The sequence below is a fragment of the Candidatus Cyanaurora vandensis genome (assembly GCF_013285555.1).
In the GTDB taxonomy this organism is placed as follows: Bacteria; Cyanobacteriota; Cyanobacteriia; order Gloeobacterales; family Anthocerotibacteraceae; genus Cyanaurora; species Cyanaurora vandensis.
In genome coordinates this window covers 1-15,889 of the sequence record NZ_JAAXLT010000066.1, presented here as the reverse complement: position 1 = coordinate 15,889, position 15,889 = coordinate 1, and the positions used below count along the sequence as shown (strand labels likewise).

16 protein-coding genes and 1 pseudogene are annotated in these 15,889 nt (G+C 56.4%); 11 read left to right on the top strand and 6 right to left on the bottom strand.

Annotated features, from left to right (window positions below):
* Positions 1–658: pseudogene (locus tag HFM78_RS04335) on the top strand (chromosome segregation protein SMC); the annotation flags it as partial.
* Here the strand turns inward: HFM78_RS04335 and HFM78_RS04330 are convergent.
* Positions 655–1,959 carry a TldD/PmbA family protein gene (locus HFM78_RS04330; protein WP_287128196.1) on the bottom strand — a complete coding sequence of 435 codons (1,305 nt, stop codon included), beginning with the start codon at positions 1,957–1,959 and terminating at the stop codon, positions 655–657. The pseudogene HFM78_RS04335 and the gene HFM78_RS04330 sit on opposite strands and share 4 nt — an antisense overlap.
* Positions 1,960–2,247: 288 nt before the next feature.
* Here HFM78_RS04330 and HFM78_RS04325 point away from each other — a divergent pair, with 288 nt between their 5' ends.
* From HFM78_RS04325 to HFM78_RS04305, 5 genes are all read left to right on the top strand, one after another.
* Positions 2,248–3,309, top strand: a complete 1,062-nt coding sequence (locus tag HFM78_RS04325) for a response regulator (RefSeq protein ID WP_287128195.1) — start codon at positions 2,248–2,250, stop codon at positions 3,307–3,309.
* Positions 3,310–3,427: 118 nt separating this feature from the next.
* Positions 3,428–6,277 carry a PAS domain S-box protein gene (locus HFM78_RS04320; RefSeq protein ID WP_287128194.1) on the top strand — a complete coding sequence of 950 codons (2,850 nt, stop codon included), beginning with the start codon at positions 3,428–3,430 and terminating at the stop codon, positions 6,275–6,277.
* Positions 6,274–7,137, top strand: a complete 864-nt coding sequence (locus HFM78_RS04315) for a response regulator (protein ID WP_287128193.1) — start codon at positions 6,274–6,276, stop codon at positions 7,135–7,137. Before HFM78_RS04320 ends, HFM78_RS04315 begins: the two co-directional genes overlap by 4 nt.
* Positions 7,059–7,373: a sensor histidine kinase KdpD gene (locus tag HFM78_RS04310; protein WP_287128198.1), complete on the top strand. Its 315-nt coding sequence runs from the start codon at positions 7,059–7,061 to the stop codon at positions 7,371–7,373. The genes HFM78_RS04315 and HFM78_RS04310 overlap by 79 nt, the downstream gene beginning before the upstream one ends.
* 282 nt (positions 7,374–7,655) lie before the next feature.
* Positions 7,656–8,123: a thylakoid membrane photosystem I accumulation factor gene (locus tag HFM78_RS04305; RefSeq protein WP_287128192.1), complete on the top strand. Its 468-nt coding sequence runs from the start codon at positions 7,656–7,658 to the stop codon at positions 8,121–8,123.
* On the opposite strand, the gene HFM78_RS04300 is transcribed toward HFM78_RS04305, so the two are convergent.
* From HFM78_RS04300 to HFM78_RS04290, 3 genes are all read right to left on the bottom strand, one after another.
* The gene (locus HFM78_RS04300) at positions 8,086–8,544 is read right to left on the bottom strand and encodes a M67 family metallopeptidase (RefSeq protein ID WP_287128191.1); all 459 of its coding nucleotides are present in this window, start codon (positions 8,542–8,544) and stop codon (positions 8,086–8,088) included. The two genes, HFM78_RS04305 and HFM78_RS04300, sit on opposite strands and share 38 nt — an antisense overlap.
* Before the next feature lie 32 nt (positions 8,545–8,576).
* A complete protein-coding gene (locus tag HFM78_RS04295) occupies positions 8,577–9,524 on the bottom strand; it encodes a YegS/Rv2252/BmrU family lipid kinase (protein WP_287128190.1) in 948 nt (315 codons plus the stop codon).
* 71 nt (positions 9,525–9,595) lie between these two features.
* Positions 9,596–9,787: a hypothetical protein gene (locus HFM78_RS04290; RefSeq protein ID WP_287128189.1), complete on the bottom strand. Its 192-nt coding sequence runs from the start codon at positions 9,785–9,787 to the stop codon at positions 9,596–9,598.
* A 228-nt stretch (positions 9,788–10,015) separates the two neighbouring features.
* Between HFM78_RS04290 and HFM78_RS04285 the strand changes: the two genes are divergently transcribed.
* From HFM78_RS04285 to HFM78_RS04270, 4 genes are all read left to right on the top strand, one after another.
* A complete protein-coding gene (locus HFM78_RS04285) occupies positions 10,016–10,546 on the top strand; it encodes a hypothetical protein (protein WP_287128188.1) in 531 nt (176 codons plus the stop codon).
* Positions 10,547–10,620: 74 nt separating this feature from the next.
* The gene (gene glyA / locus HFM78_RS04280) at positions 10,621–12,015 is read left to right on the top strand and encodes a serine hydroxymethyltransferase (RefSeq protein ID WP_396033168.1); all 1,395 of its coding nucleotides are present in this window, start codon (positions 10,621–10,623) and stop codon (positions 12,013–12,015) included.
* Complete coding sequence (locus HFM78_RS04275; RefSeq protein ID WP_287128186.1) at positions 12,016–12,972, top strand: alpha/beta fold hydrolase; 957 nt, start codon at positions 12,016–12,018, stop codon at positions 12,970–12,972.
* Positions 12,969–13,160, top strand: coding sequence for an RNA-binding S4 domain-containing protein (locus HFM78_RS04270; RefSeq protein ID WP_287128185.1), 192 nt, complete (start codon positions 12,969–12,971; stop codon positions 13,158–13,160). The genes HFM78_RS04275 and HFM78_RS04270 overlap by 4 nt, the downstream gene beginning before the upstream one ends.
* A gap of 137 nt (positions 13,161–13,297) precedes the next feature.
* Here the strand turns inward: HFM78_RS04270 and HFM78_RS04265 are convergent, their stop codons facing one another.
* Positions 13,298–13,678 (bottom strand): AbrB family transcriptional regulator, encoded by a 381-nt coding sequence (locus tag HFM78_RS04265; protein WP_287128184.1) that lies wholly within the window; start codon positions 13,676–13,678, stop codon positions 13,298–13,300.
* A 334-nt stretch (positions 13,679–14,012) separates the two neighbouring features.
* Between HFM78_RS04265 and bchB the strand changes: the two genes are divergently transcribed.
* The gene (bchB, locus tag HFM78_RS04260; RefSeq protein ID WP_287128183.1) at positions 14,013–15,527 is read left to right on the top strand and encodes a ferredoxin:protochlorophyllide reductase (ATP-dependent) subunit B; all 1,515 of its coding nucleotides are present in this window, start codon (positions 14,013–14,015) and stop codon (positions 15,525–15,527) included.
* Between the two features lie 92 nt (positions 15,528–15,619).
* Here the strand turns inward: bchB and HFM78_RS04255 are convergent.
* Positions 15,620–15,889, bottom strand: a 270-nt coding sequence (locus HFM78_RS04255) for a Smr/MutS family protein (RefSeq protein WP_287128182.1), incomplete at its 5' end; no start/stop codon positions are given.

The following is a 15,889-nucleotide window of genomic DNA, read 5'->3' as shown; positions in this document are numbered from 1 at the left end:
CCTGACCCCCGAGGCCCTCCAGCCCCAACGCCAAAAAGCCCAACGCCGCCTCCACAGCCTCGAACCCGTCAACATGCTCGCCCTCACCGAGTACGACCAGACGGAAGCCCGCCTTAACGACCTGACCACCCACCTCACGACCCTCACCCACGAGCGCACCGAACTCCTGTTGCGGATTGAGAACCTAGATACCCGCAAGCGTTCCGCTTTCATGACCGCGTTTGTGGCAGTGAATGAGCATTTTCAGAAAATCTTCGCGGACCTCTCCGACGGGGACGGCTGTCTGCAATTGGAGGACCCCGAGGACCCCTTCAACGGTGGCTTAGTCCTCGTTGCCCACCCCAAAGGTAAAAAAGTCCGCCGCCTCGAATCCATGTCTGGGGGCGAGAAGTCCTTGACTGCCCTCAGTTTTATCTTCGCCCTCCAACACCATCGCCCCTCGCCCTTCTATGCCTTTGACGAGGTGGATATGTTCCTAGACGGGGCAAATGTGGAGCGGTTAGCGCATATGCTGCAACAGTCGGCCCAGAGTGCCCAATTCATCGTCGTCTCCCTCCGCCGTCCGATGATTGAACGCGCCACGCGGACCATCGGCGTAACCCTGGGGAAAGACCAGCAATCCCAGGTCTTAGGGATGAAGTCCCTACGAGAAGCCTAGGCCCGACTGATGACCCCCAACCCTTGAAACAAAAGCGGCGGGACAAAGGCTGAACCTAAGGACCACTCAGGCTGTGAACCAATCGCGCCCAAGGCTTGAGCACCACTGAAGAGACTCCCCGCCACCATCGTGTTCTTGAGCCGGCCCACGATTTCCCCATGCTCGATTTTGTAGCCTAGGTCGAGATTGACCGAGAATTCCCCGGCGAATAGGTTGGACTGGCCCGCCCCTAGCACTTGGTCCACCACGATTCCTTCTTTGACGCTGGCAATCATCTCGGCTAAGGTCAGGTCCCCAGGAGCAATACAGAGGTTGACCAGTTTACCCGTCGGTCGCCCGAGCCCGCCCCTGAACCCGTTGCCCGTCGGTTGCAGCCCCGCCCGTTTAGCCCAGGTGCGGTCCCAATAAAATTCATGAATTACACCATCCTTGACCAAAAATTTGGCCTGGGTGGGGGTGCCCTCGTCATCTACTCGGGCACGGTTTACGCCCTGGCTGGGGTCCTCGTAAACACTCAAGCGCGGGTCAAAAAGTTGCTTTCCCACTTTGTCGGCGAGGGGACTGGTGCCCTGGGCTACGGCCTGACCCGCAAACAAAGCCTGCAATAAACCGCCAAAAACCATCGTCACCGCGTTGGGGGTGAAGATGACCGGGAGGGTCCCGCCCTGGGTCGAGGCGGTACTCGTCGCCCGTTGGAGTTTGGTCTTGACCTGCTCGACCAAGAGCATGAAATCCAGGTCCTCATCGCGGGCGGACTGGTAACTGTAGACATCGAGTAGGTCTTCACCCCGGACCCAGTTGGCCCCTAGGGTCGCACTGAGGGTCTGGGCTTGCCCTTGATAGTAGGCCCCAGCAGTAGTTGCAATAGCCTTGGTGCTCCTGCGGGTCTTAAAAGTCGCACTCACCAACAAGTCAGGGTTGAAATCGAGCAGACGGGCGATGAGTTCCTGGCCCTGGGTCACCAGTTGGGCGGTGGTGGGGAAGAGGTGGACCGTCGGCGGGTCAAGGAGGTCCGGTAGGGCCGGGGCAAAGGCGGTGGTAGTCTGGTCGCCGATGGTACTGGTTTGAAGTGCGGCTTCCACTAACTGTTCCGGGCGGCTCAAGTCCGTGGTGCTGGCAAACCCCAACTGGCCCTGGTGAATGACCCGGAGAGCTAGACCCTGGAGAGCCTTGGTCTGGAGGGCCTTGAGCCGATTGGTCTCAAACTCAACCGGGGTCTCCGCCTGCTCTAGATAAAATACCTCCGCCTCAGCTCCCTGGGCTTGGGCTAACGCCAGCACCTTGGTCAATAGTCCTTCCACACCGCGCTCCACTAGCAGATAACTCTAGTTTGGCACCCGCGCTCTAACACTACCTAGGTTCTACGGAGGCCCTCAGTAGTTTTGTGGGGCTAATGCTTGTTTAGGTGAAAATATCAAGGGCGGAAATAGCTTGTTTTAGTAAATTTTCAATAAAGAGTTACCAGAAACCGGGACGGAAGCACTTTAAGAAACGTAATAATCCGTGTTTGCTCGTAGATACGGGCTCAAACGGTTTTACGTATACTTGCTGAGTAAGCAAGCTTCAATCCCCTAATCCCGTCAACAACCATGATGACCAACACCCTCGGACTTGACCGCCGCCAACTGGAAACCCTCAAGCTACAGCGCTTTAGCGGCACATTAGAAGTACGGCATACTACGGCGGTTTGGGAGTTTTATTTTTATCTGGGCCGGCTCGTCTTTGCCTCCGGGGGACCCCAGGGCCAGCGCAATTGGCAACGGCATTTACTGCGCCACGGCTTAAGACCGGACCAGGGGTTGCGGGGGGGATTGGAGCAGTACCAGACGCTTTGTAACCGCTTTCAGTGGGGCGGGTTGGGGCGCGAGCAGGCCGTCAGTATTATCCAGGGACTCGTCCTCGAAGCCCTCTTTGACCTGCAGGCTTTAGATGGACTGCAATACCGGCTCGTCGTCCGCGCCCTCGAGAACCCCGAAACCCTACTTACCCTCCTCAATGTCAGCGAAGTGTTGACCCAGGCTGAGCAAGAATGGCAACAGTGGCAGCGAGCGGGCTTGATCTTCGCGCCCCATCAAGCCTTGACCCTAATCGGACCTGAAGTTTTCCAAAAACGGCTGAGTCCGCCGACCTATCGCAACCTCGCCCATCTGCTCAGTGGCGAGTGGAACCTACGGGAAGTGGCGCAACGGGTGAATCTCGATGTGCTGGCTCTGGGACAATTTTTGTTGCCCTACGTCCAAGAGGGTCTACTCAAACCCCTAGCAACCCAGGATGCTCCCCGTGCCCTCGCGCCCCTCATCGCCTGTGTAGACGATAGCCCCCAAATGTGTCGGTTATTAGGTGAGGTCACCACCCAAGCTGGGTACCGTTATCTCGCTATCCAAGACCCGCTCCAGGGCTTCTCTACCCTGCTTCAGACCAAGCCGGACTTACTTTTTCTCGATATTGTCCTGCCGGGGACTAACGGTTATGAGGTCTGTAGCCGTCTACGTCAAGTCGCGCACTTTCGGAAGACCCCGATTGTCATGCTCAGCGGCAACTTGATTGACCAGATCCGCGCTCGTCTCGTCGGAGCGGTGGCGGCCCTCCCTAAACCCATCCGCCCAGAGGCCATCCTCGCTATCACGCGTAAGCATCTAAAACCTACTTGAGGATACGGGGGTTATGGGCGATTGGACCAGTATATTTACTGAGCCTAACTTTACGCTTTGCGCACATCGCGGGTGGAGTTTTGGGGCTAGGGTAAAAGCTCACCCCCCAGTTCTACCTATGTTCCCCGCCCTGATGACCTTAAAAGACTTAGCTTGTACCTACCACAGTCTTCCGGAAACTGTCTCAGTCCATAAACTCTACAGCTATTTTGCTGATATACCCTTGGTCTGTGGCGTCTTGATTCAAACAGCAGGCCAGACGGTCGCCCTTATCTCACGACAGCGTTTCTTAGCCCAGTGGGTGCACTTTTCCCCAGCACAACGACAGGAGACAGTAGCATACATCCTCCTAAGCAGCCCACGTTACCGCTGTTTTTTGAGCCTAGATGGCGACTTAGACCTACGGCGCGGGATGGACTATACCCTAGCGCGGGTGGACCAAGACTGCTATGAGCCCTTGGTCATCGTGACAGCTAGCGGAGAGAGCTTGCTTGATCTACCGACACTTAGCCGCGCCTACGCCAGCCTGATGACCCGTCATACCCAGATCCACACCCAACTCTTTACCGCCTCGCATTGGGAAACCCGCGCTCATCAGAACCGTCTCGACTATGTCCTCGACAACATCCAAGAGGTCGTCTGGTTGGCCTTGGTGGAAGACTTAGACCTCTACCAATTGAGCGCGGCGGCCCCTAGGATGTTTGGTCGCCCCTTGATTCACTTTTACGAAAACCCCCAGCTCTGGCTTACGATCGCCCACCCCGAGGACCAAGCGGCCCTGCGGACAGCTCTAGCCCAGGTCCAACAGCAGGGCGAGCACCAGTGGACCCACCGGATCTTGTTACCCTCGGGCGAAGTGCGCTGGCTCGCCAACCGTGCCCAACGGGTGATCGGGACCGACCCGCCCTGTCTGCAAGGCGTGATGACCGATATCACCCAGCTCCAGCAGTCCGGGGCCAACCTGAGAGCCATCTTCAATAACAGTTTGCAGGGGTTTCTCTTGCTGGATCGGGAACGGAAGATTCAGTCCCTCAACCCCAAGGCTCAAGCGTGTTTCAAAGAAATATTGGGCCAGCTAGTCCAAGCGGGGGAGCCCCTACCTGAACCCTTACAACTGACCGTCCTGCACCCCTACTTCCAGGGTGCTCTCCAGGGCGAACCTGCCCAGTTAGAACACGTCTGGACTGGACTCGATGGGCGCAACCACTGGTTCGAGTTGGGCTTTACCCCAGTGGTGACCATGGGTGGCCTTGTCGAGGGGGTCTGTTTAAGTTTTTTCAATATCACTGAGCGCAAACTGGCCGTGGATAACCTAGCCCACAGTGAGGCGCGGTTTCGGTCTTTGGTCCAGCACACCTCGGATTATGTCTCCATCCTGCAAGCCGATGGTCGCCGCAGTTTTATTAGTCCGGCGGTGGAGCGGATTTTGGGCTACCCAATGGAGGTATTGCTTGGAGAACCGGCCTTTGACTTGATCCACCCCGAGGATGTGCTTCAAGTCAAGGCGGCTTTTAATCAAGCGATGGCTAAACCCGGTGTGGATGTGACCATGCAGTTTCGCGCCCGTCATGCCAATGGCTCTTGGGTCTATCTGGAGTCTATCGGGAACAACTTACTTGCTGACCCGAGTGTGCAGGAGTTCATGGTCAATACCCGTGATATTACGGAGCGCAAACAGGTAGAGGCCCGACTCCAACAAAAACTTGTCCGCGAACAGCTTGTTACCGCCATCGCCCTTAAAATCCGGGCCTCCTTGAATCTACAAACTATTTTGACAACCACTGTGGCTGAGGTCCATCGCATTCTGGCCGTAGACCGGGCCTTAATTTATCGTTTTACCCCGACCTGGGCTGGGGAAGTGCTGGTGGAATCCGTGGGTGCAGATTGGCTGAGTACGTTGGGTCACATTATCCAAGACACTTGTTTTTATGAAAATCAGGGTGGCACCTACCGCCAGGGCCGCGTCTTTGCGGTGGCAGACTTGGCACAGGCTAATTTGACCCCCTGTCACCGGGTCCTGCTCGAAAGTTTTCAAGTCCGTGCCAACTTAGTTGTCCCCATCCTCCAGGAGGGGTCCGGGAGCCAACCCGTCCTTTGGGGCCTACTGATTGTCCATCAATGTGACCGCGCCCGGACTTGGCAGGGCCATGAGGTGGACTTACTCCAGGAGATTGCCGTCCAGCTTGCAGTGGCCCTCCAGCAGTCGGAACTATTGGCCCAGCTCCAAGCCGAATTGAAGGAACGCCAGCGCGTTGAGGCCGAGTTGCGCCGCTCCCTGGCCAAAGAAAAAGAACTGGGTCTCTTGAAATCCCGTTTTATCGCCATGGCTTCCCATGAGTTTCGCACCCCCTTGACGACAATCCTTTCCGCCAGTGAACTGTTGCGCTGCTATGGCGAACGCATGGTCGCAGCGGAGCGCGGTCAGCTTTTTGTTGATATCGAGAGCGAAGTCAAAACTATGAACCGGCTCATCGAAGATGTGTTGACGATTGGGCAAGCCGAGGCCAGCCAGACCTTCACTCCCCGGCCCTTGCCCTTAATCACGTTTTGCCATGACTTGCTCGAAAAAATTGATACCCACACGCATAGCCTAGTCTTCAACCAGCCCGCTGAGGAGTTACACGTCCTAGCCGATGGCAAACTCCTACGCCAAGTCTTGACCAACTTACTCAGTAATAGCCTCAAATACTCCCCACCGAGTAGCGTTATCACGCTGACCCTAGCTCATCAAGACCAACGCATCGTCTTCACCGTCCAAGACCAAGGTATTGGTATCCCCCCGGAAGACCTAGGGCGACTCTTTGAACCCTTCCACCGGGGGCGTAATACGGATCAAATTGGTGGGACTGGATTGGGGCTTGCCATCGCTAAACAATCCGTGGAACTACACCAAGGAACGATCACCGTAGACAGTACGGTGGGTTTGGGTACCATCTTTACTGTCATCCTCCCAGTCCCCCCGTCATGAAAAAAATCCTGGTTATTGAAGACATTGCCACGATTCGGCTCAATATTAGCCGGGCCCTGACCTTTGAGGGCTTTGCGGTCCAAGGCGCCGAGGATGGTTACGCGGGGGTCGAGATTGCCCGTTCCTGGCAGCCCCACCTCATCATCTGTGACATCATGATGCCCCGACTGGATGGCTATCAGACCCTAGCCGAACTGCGCCGCGCTCCCAGTACCGCCGACATTGCGTTTATCTTCCTCACCGCTAAGGGAGAGCGCGGGGATTTACGTTTGGGCATGGAGCTGGGGGCCGATGACTACATTGTTAAACCCTTTACCAATAGTGAACTACTCGCCGCTGTCACTGCTCGTCTCGAACGCCAAGACCACGCTTTGGCCCTGCGCCAACAGGTCCAGGACCTCCAGTTACGCCACGGTCGTAAGGACGACTTCTTAACCACGGCTTCCCACGAACTGCGCACGCCCCTGGCTACCATGCGCCTTGCCATCTACCTCCTCAAGCACACGCCCACCCCCGAGGAACAGGCCCGCTACCTACGGATTTTGGAAGACGAGTGCCTCCGCGAGAACGACCTCGTCAACAACCTCCTCGACCTCAAACGCCTAGAGTCCGACCAACCCCTCACCTTGGCGGCAGTAGACCTGCGGACTTGGTTACTAGTTTGCTTGAATCTTGTCAATTACAGGCCAAGGAACGGCAGCAAATTTTCGACCTGGACCTCCCCAACCCCCTACCCACTCTCTTCACCAACCGCCTCGCCCTCGAACGGGTACTCCGCGAACTGTTCACCAATGCCTATAAATACACCGCACCCCAGAACCGCTGGTCCTTGCGCCTCACCAACGACGACACAACCCTGACCTTTACGGTGGGCAACCAAGCTCACATCCCTGGGCCAGAGCTAGGCTTAATCTTCAATCAGTTCTACCGCATCCCCGCTAGTGACCAGTGGCAGCAAGGGGGTACGGGTCTGGGCCTTACGCTAGTTCAACGCTTAGTCCAACAGTTAGGGGGTACGCTTACCGTCCACAGTGACAAAAACTGGACGGCCTTTAATGTCACCCTGAGTACGCGGGCTAACCTATGTGGGTTGTAGGGATATTTTACTTGATAACGACGGATGAAAACATACTTCCTAGCTATACAGGCGTTAAGAAACTTTCTATTCTGGAAGATCGAGGTGCCGACAGTCTAGGTAGTCCGGTAAGAAATCCTTGGGGTCCGTGGTGTTTAGTCCGTAGTTGACCGAGATAGATGGGGCGAATAAAGACTGGGGTAGGAGGGAATTTTAAACCCGTCTGTTCTTTGGGGAGACCAAGACTGAAAATACTCCGCAAGGATTGGCCTAAGATAAACCTGGGAACCCAAGGGACTTTTTGTGAAACGTTTACAACATTGGTTCGCCCTGGCGGTGCTGGGAAGTACCCTGAGCGTCCAGGCTGGGGTCAAGGATAACCGTTACGAGGGGAATATCTTTGTCATCTATGGCGGGAACGGGTATATCATTCCGCCGCGCACCACCCTCGAAGCCTCTGTGAAGCGGGGCCAACCCGTGATGCTGATCTTTTATGTGAATGACTCCAAGGACTGTAAGGCTTATACCCCAGTCATCACCCGGCTCCAGGTCCAGTTCGAGCGGGAGGTGAATTTCATTGCCCTCCATGTGGACAGTCTGCCCGAGGTGATTGATACGGCGGCGGGTCGTTACTACACGGGTCAAATCCCCTACACCGTGCTTTTTGACCGGGCGGGGAAGGTGGTCTATCAGGCGGCAGGTATGCATACCTACAACCAACTGCTGCCCTATTTCAACCAGATGGTAGTTCCCGCAACGGCTCAGCCCTAAACTCGCGCTCGTCATCCAACACCCAACTAGTCAATTCCTGACTCGCGCCCTTGACCACCGAGACAATCAGGTAGGAGTACCAGGGCCAAGCGAAATCCTGGTCAAAACCCGAGGGCCGCGCTGGGTGATCTGGGTGGGAATGGTAGTAGCCGACAATTTCTAGACCCTGGGCGCGGGCATGCTGTTCGCCTTCGAGGATAGCCTGCGGCGGAATTAGGTAACGACGGCGGGCAGATTCGCCATCGGCTAGGTCGTTCTCAGCCTCTGCCCAGACGTTAGCGACGGGCCAGACTTCCATAAGTTGCTTATCCTCCCCAGGAAGAGCTTTACCCAGGAGTAGCCCGCAGCACTCGTCGGGGTAACTTTGAGATCCGTGGTCGCGGATGGCTTGGTCATGGGCCGGGGTGAGATACAGGGTCATCGCGAGTTCCAACACTTTCCTCAGCTTGACACCTAGAGGGGCTCTAGCTCCAGGTCCGTCAGCCCACTCAGGTCTTCGTGGGGGTCTAGGGTAGCTTGGGGCGCGGGGACCAAAATATGGAGACTCTGGGGGACACATTCCACGGTGAGCGGAGTTTTCCCGACCACCTCGCCGTCAATGACGACTTTTTGGGGCGGGTCGGCGGTCAAGGTGAGCTTGCTGGTCCGAAAATAACCCACATTCTGTCGTTGGGCAGGCAGACGACGAATTGCAGTCCAGAGCAGGTGATAGCCTACCGCGACGGTTTCCAGTAGGGTCGTCGCTGCCACAATCGTCACATCGAGTTCGCCATCATCGGGGAGGACCTGCGCGGGTCCTTGGGCGAAGACTGAGGTGGGGGGAGCCATATTGGCAATCGTGACCGCCATCGCCTTACAGGTGAGCAGTTGACCATCACGCTCTAGCCGGATCGTAAAGCGCGAGAGGTTCCCCAGTTGTCGCACCCCGGCCAAAACATAGGCCAGCGAACCCAGGCGGCTTTTGTATTCGCGGCTGGTATCCTCCACCATCCGGGCCTCAAAACCAATCCCTGCCAACAGGACCATCGTGCGTCCATTGCAGCGGGCAGTGTCAATACAACGAGTATGACCCGCCAGGATCATCTGACAAATTTGGGTGAGGTCCTGGGGCAATTCCAAAGCTGCCGCAAGGGCATTGGCCGTGCCACGCGGGATGATGGCTAAGGGAACTCGGGTGCCCACCAACACCCCCGCCACCGCCGAGAGTGTACCATCCCCGCCATAGACAATAACCATGTCCGCGCCTTGGGCCAAAGCACGCTGGGCCAAGGTGCCAGCATCAGACTCCGCACTCACGGCAGTGGTCCGCAGCTCCACAGTCGCCAGTAACTCTGTGATGACGGTTATTTCGTGCTGGGGGTCGGCGTGGCCTGCTGTGGGGTTATAGATCAGCCAATACATGGTGGGCCCTGCTCCCGACTTCCCTATTCTTGAATAGACGCACCAAAATATCATCAATCCTGAGAGCGAAACTAGAGCTGACGGAACTGCCAGGGTTGGAGGGCCAAAAGGACCGCCCCGTACTGGTCGGGCTGGAGGAGTTGGACCAGCCATTCACCAGCACTCAAAGGCTCTTGGAGGACGCCTGCTTGTCCATGCCAGGGACCATAGAGGACCTCGACGGGGGACTTGGGGACGGAGGCGGGGTTGCAAGGGGTGTTCATAGGGTGGTGTCTTTATTAGACAGTAGACCGGGCTTGAGACTCAGGGTTCCCCAGATCTTGACAATCTGTCGCGGTTGAGATGTATTCATCATAGATAATTTTCCTAGGAAAACACGCCTAAATTTGATTTTTTCTGTAAAAGTAAATTTCGCTACCGTTTGGGCTGCATAACGGACACGCTCTACGTAGCTGTGCTAAAAAGTGGGCTATCCCGGCCCGCCTCTCACCATGGCAAAGAAAGAAAAAATAACGCCCCATCATAAGCAGGGTAAGACGGGACGGCCCCGCAAATTTGAGGGTCCCACCCAGAATTTTTATATCACCCTGCCCCTTGAAGTCGTCGAAAAGTTGAAGGCGGTGGATGAGCATTTGGCAACCGCCATCGTCAAGCTGACGAGCGGGGCAGGTCTGGTCCGGGAAGAGGACTTAGATGATGAGGTGGCCCACGGGATTCTCCCGGTGGTGGTCGGACCGGAGCAGTGGGCCATCTCGGTCCCGGATTCGCCCCTGGGACGGCTGAGTGGGGTGCGCTTGGTCCCCTACCAACCGGGCCGTTGGTTACTCGCCCTCGAAGCGAGCCAAGACCCCCGCGACCTCGAACTCAACCTGCGGGACCTCTTGGAGCGGGAGTTGACGGAGCCGCAACGCTACCTATTACGTCAGATTGTCAATCAGTTGAGCCAGGGCCGTCGGCAAGGCGGGGCGAGTACCCTCCACCTCCTGCTCTACCGAGAACGGCTGACTCCTAGCGAAAGCTAGCTCCCTAGATAGTATGGTTGAAATGACGGTTGGTCGGAGGACCCGCGATGACAAGTATTTTACCGAAACAGGCAATGGCGGCAAGGGCGGGCGACCTGACCCAAGCGGACCCAGAAGTGGCACGGGTGATCCGCGCGGAGACCGAGCGGTTGGAGTATGGGCTAGGGATGATTCCCTCAGAGAATTTAGTTTATGATGCGGTCCTCGAAGCCCAGGGTTCGATCATGACCAACAAGTATGCCGAGGGCTATCCCGAGACGGGAGTAGCGACGGCGGCGGGACTTAAACCTGTGCGGGGACGCTATTACGGCGGCTGTGAACACGTGGACACTGTGGAGAACCTCGCCCGTAACCGCGCCCGTGAACTCTTCGGGGTGGATGAGTCCTATCACATCAATGTCCAGCCCTATTCCGGCTCCACCGCGAATATGGCGGTCTATTTCACTTTGACTTTTAGTGACGGTCTGGAGCGCAAACTGGCCCTCGGTGACACGATCCTGGGCATGGACTTGGCCTCTGGCGGGCACCTCACCCACGGTTCCCCGGTCAATTTTTCCAGCAAGCTCTACCGTTTCATCCCCTACCAAGTCGACGCTGTGACCGAGCGGATTGATTTTGACCAACTGCGCGATTTGGCTCTGCGTTATCGGCCCCGGATGATTGTGGCTGGGGCGACAGCCTACCCCCGCCTCTGGGAATTTGATAAGTTCAAGGCCATCGCCGATGAGGTCGGGGCCTATCTCCTTGCCGATATCTGCCACATCTCGGGCTTGATTGCGGCGGGTGCCCACCCCAGCCCTTTCCCCCATGCGGACTTCGTGATGACTACCACCCACAAGACCCTGCGCGGACCCCGGGGCGCAATGATCTTCTGTCGGGCCGAGTTTGGCAATTTCTTAGATAAAACGGTCATGCCCGGTATCCAGGGCGGCCCGTTGATGAATGAAATTGCCGCAAAAGCCGTCGCTTTCCGCTTGGCGATGACCGAATCCTTCCGGCAAGACCAGCATCAGACCGTCAAAAATGCCCAAGCCCTTGCTGATGCTCTGCTCAATCTAGGCTATCCCCTCGTCAGTGGCGGCACTGACAACCACCTGCTCATCCTCAAACTGACCGACTGGATCCAAGAGCGCACTGGGGATGTCCAGGACAAAGCCTTGGGCGGTAAACAGATGGAACAGGCCCTCGGTGCCGCCGGGATCACCTGCAACCGCAACATGGTCCCCAACGACCCCCGCAAACCCCTCAACCCCTCCGGTATCCGCCTCGGCACGCCCGGTCTGACGACGAGAGGCATGAAAGAACCCCAGATGCGCCAAGTCGCCGGGTTTATTGACCGGGTACTCCAAGGGATGCGCCTAGACCCCACGACGGGCTGGACCGCCGACCCCGAAGTCGTCCGTCAGGTCGCCAGTGAGATCCGCTGGCTCTGTGAAGGTTTCCCGATGTACCGTCACCACCTCACCTAGATGAAACCCTACGCTTGGGGCTTGGCCCTCTGGTTGGGACTGGGGGGGTGTCTGCTAGCGGTCCCCCTCTCGTACACTCCCACGCTGGGGAACCAGACCACGACGTTGCAACAACATTGGCGCGACCCCGCTCGTAACCGAGAGATCCCCGTCAAGGTCTACTACCCCAAGCGGGCCGGGACGTGGCCGGTGATTATCTTCTCCCATGGGCTAGGCGGGTCTCGGGAAGACTATGGCTACTTGGGCCAGCAGTGGGCGAGCCAGGGCTATGTGGTGGTCCACCTGCAACATCAGGGTAGTGATAACCAAGTGGGGCGTGGCAACCCCCGGGTCTACCAAGCGCTCCAACAAGCGGCCTTTGACCCCCGTAACGGCTATGACCGCGCCCTAGATGTGAGCTTTGTCCTAGACCGTCTCAAAAAATTTACCCTGCCCAACCAAGCCCGCTTGGACCTAAAAAATGTTGGTGCGGCGGGGCATTCCTTCGGGGCTTTTACGGCCTTAGCTGTGGCAGGTCAACGGCTCCTCGATCCCCAGGGTAATATTATCGGTCTGCCGGACCCCAGAGTCCGCGCCATCATCCCGATGAGTGCCCCAGTCCCGACCCGGCCCGACCAGCAGGCTATCGCCTACCGCCAACTCCAAGTCCCGGCCCTCCACATGACCGGCACCCAGGACGACAGCTTCGATACCCCCGCTCGTGACCGCCGGATTCCCTACGACCGCACGGTTGCGTCTAACCAGTTCCTCATCACGTTTAAAGATGGCAACCACGGCACCTTCTTCGGTCTGCCCCCGGCTCAACCCCAGGATGCTCGTTTCCAGGAATTAATTCGCCTCAGTTCCACCGCTTTTTGGGACAGCTACCTCAAGGCGGACCGTCAGGCCCAGACTTGGCTAACCGGGGGCGGTTTAGCGAAACTGTTGGGTACTACCGCCACCCTGGAACAAAAGTGACCACCACCATTCAACTCGACCAGTTCCTCAAATTAATGGGAGCGGCGACCACTGGGGGAGCCGCCAAGGTGATGATTCAGGCGGGTGAAGTCTGGGTGAACGACAGTATCGAGACCCGCCGGGGCCGCAAACTCAGCAACGGCGACCAAGTTAAGGTAGGCGAAGAGACTTTTACGGTCGCTCTCTAATGCCTACGACTAGCTGACTCAATATCCGGTGAATCTAAAGGAACTTTAGTCGGATTAGTGCCTACTAAAGTTCCTCTTCATGCTCGGCAGGCTAGGAAATCAGACTCAGATGAGCAGCGCAAACAGCATAAAACGGGTTACTCTTCCACAAGACCGTTACTACCGACTTTGATGAGTTTGATGTGTTTGCGGCCCAGGGAGATTTCAAACTCCTGACCGGGCTTGAGGCCCATCTCACGGGTGTAGGCCGCTCCGACGAGGAGATTGCCGTTCTTCTGTACCTGAATCCGAAAGTTAGCATTGCGACCGCCCCGACTGCCAGTGGTTTCACCATCCATGGATAGACCTTTGGCTGCAAGCAAAAAGTTCATAAACTCAGCTAACAGGACCCGCTCTTTACCTTCTTTAGTCTGAGTTGTGTAACCACAGGCCCGTGCAATTTCCTTCTTGCTGGCAGTAGCGGCAAGCTCTTCAACTTTTTTTACCAGTTCTCGTCCAGTCAAAGCCATTTCACTCATGAGTTCAATCTCGCAAACTATTCTTAATGTACACAGCTTAGGGATGATAGGGAAGGGGTTTAATCAACTTGTTCAATAAGCTGGCACTGATGGCAAAGAATTCTAAAAACAGGCCTCGGTTAATTTGGCTTACTGAGGGGTTTGCATCAGAGCTAGTGCCGCTGCCAAAACCAATTCACGACTCAACCTCGCCCGAGACAGGAATGCACTAATTGGGTATTTCTAATTGCTAAGCTGACCTATCTCTCTCAACCCCACACAAATTACAGTTCCAGCCCGGTCATTTGGGCCTAAAATAGGCTATCTGTCTTGCTGACTGCTGGGAGTCCCTGCGATGAAACTTGCTTACTGGATGTACGCTGGCCCTGCCCACATTGGTACGTTACGCATTGCCAGTTCCTTCAAAAATGTCCAGGCTATTATGCATGCGCCCTTGGGGGACGACTATTTCAATGTCATGCGCTCAATGCTGGAGCGGGAGCGTAACTTCACCCCGGTCACGACTTCGGTGGTTGACCGCAAGGTACTCGGACGGGGTTCCCAGGACAAAGTAGTGGATAATATCGTCCGCAAAGATAAAGAAGACAGCCCCGACTTAATTATCCTCACGCCCACCTGTACCTCCAGCATTCTCCAAGAAGATTTACAAAATTTTGTCGCCCGCGCTCAACTCAGTAGTGATGCAGCAGTGATGCTTGCGGATGTCAACCATTATCGGGTCAACGAACTCCAAGCCGCCGACCGCACCCTAGCCCAAGTCATTGCTTTTTATCTAGAGAAACAAGTCAGCCTCCCCGGACGCACCAGTACCCCCTCGGTCAATATCCTGGGCAGTACCACCCTGGGCTTCCACAATGACCACGACATCAAAGAGTTACAGAAGCTCTTTACAGATCTCGGTATCACGGTAAATGTCGTTGCACCCAAAGGCTGCTCAGTCCCCGATTTAGTCAACTTACCGCGCGCCTGGTTTAATGTCGCGCCTTACCGCGAGATTGGTCCTCTTGCTGCTCAATACCTGCAAGAGAAATATGACCAGCCCTACGTGGATATCACGCCGATGGGCGTGGTTGAGACCGCCCGTTTCATCCGGCGTATCCAACAGATTCTCGCCGAGCAGGGCCACATTGTTGACTATGAACCCTACATCCGTCACCAGACCTACGAAGTCTCTCAACTGGCTTGGTTCTCGCGGTCCATTGATTGCCAAAATCTCCAGGGTAAGCGGGTTGTCGTTTTTGGGGACACCACCCACGCTGCCGCCATGACCAAGATCCTCGCCCGTGAAATGAATGTCACCGTGGTTTTCGCTGGGACTTTTTGTAAGTACGACGAGCAATGGCTCCAACAGGAGATTGGGCAGTATTGCGAAGAGGTGATTGCCACGGACGACCACACTCGGATCGGGGACATGATTGCCAGGGCTGAACCCGCTGCGATTTTCGGGACCCAAATGGAACGGCACATCGGTAAGCGGCTCGACATCCCCTGCGGCGTCATCTCCGCTCCCATTCACATTCAAAACTTCCCCGTCGGCTACCGCCCCTTCCTGGGCTATGAGGGCACCAACCACATTGCCGATTTGGTCTACAACTCCTTCACCCTGGGCATGGAGGACCACATGCTGGAGGTCTTCAGCGGGCACGACACCAAAGAAGTCGTCACCAAAACCCTCACCGCCGCTGGTGAACTGGACTGGGATGCGGCTGCCAACAAGGAACTGGGTAAAGTCCCCGGTTTCGTGCGCTCCAAGGTGAAACGCAATACCGAGAAGTACGCCCGCGACCAAAACCTCTCCCGCATCACCCTAGAAGTTATGTACGCCGCGAAAGAAGCAGCAGGCGCGTAGGGGCAGCGAAAAGCACCTCATAACTGAGGTGCTTTTTTCAATGCTTAACTTTTACTCCAGAAATCAGGCTTACTCCCCTGGGCCTGTATAAGCTAGGGGGTCAATTGCACCACCGTCGCGCCTGACCCGCCCTCATTCTCAGCAGCGGGGGCAAAGGATTGAGTACGACTATAACTTTTGAGGAATTCGTGGACCCCGGTGCGTAATCGTCCGGTGCCGTGTCCATGGATGATCCAGACTGCGCCGTGGTGGGCCGCGAGACGGTCTTCCAGCAACAAGTCTAGGTCGGCGACTCGTTGGCCCCGGATATCAATCGTGTTCTGACTGGTGCGGACAGCGGGAGGCGGGGGCGGGGGTTTACT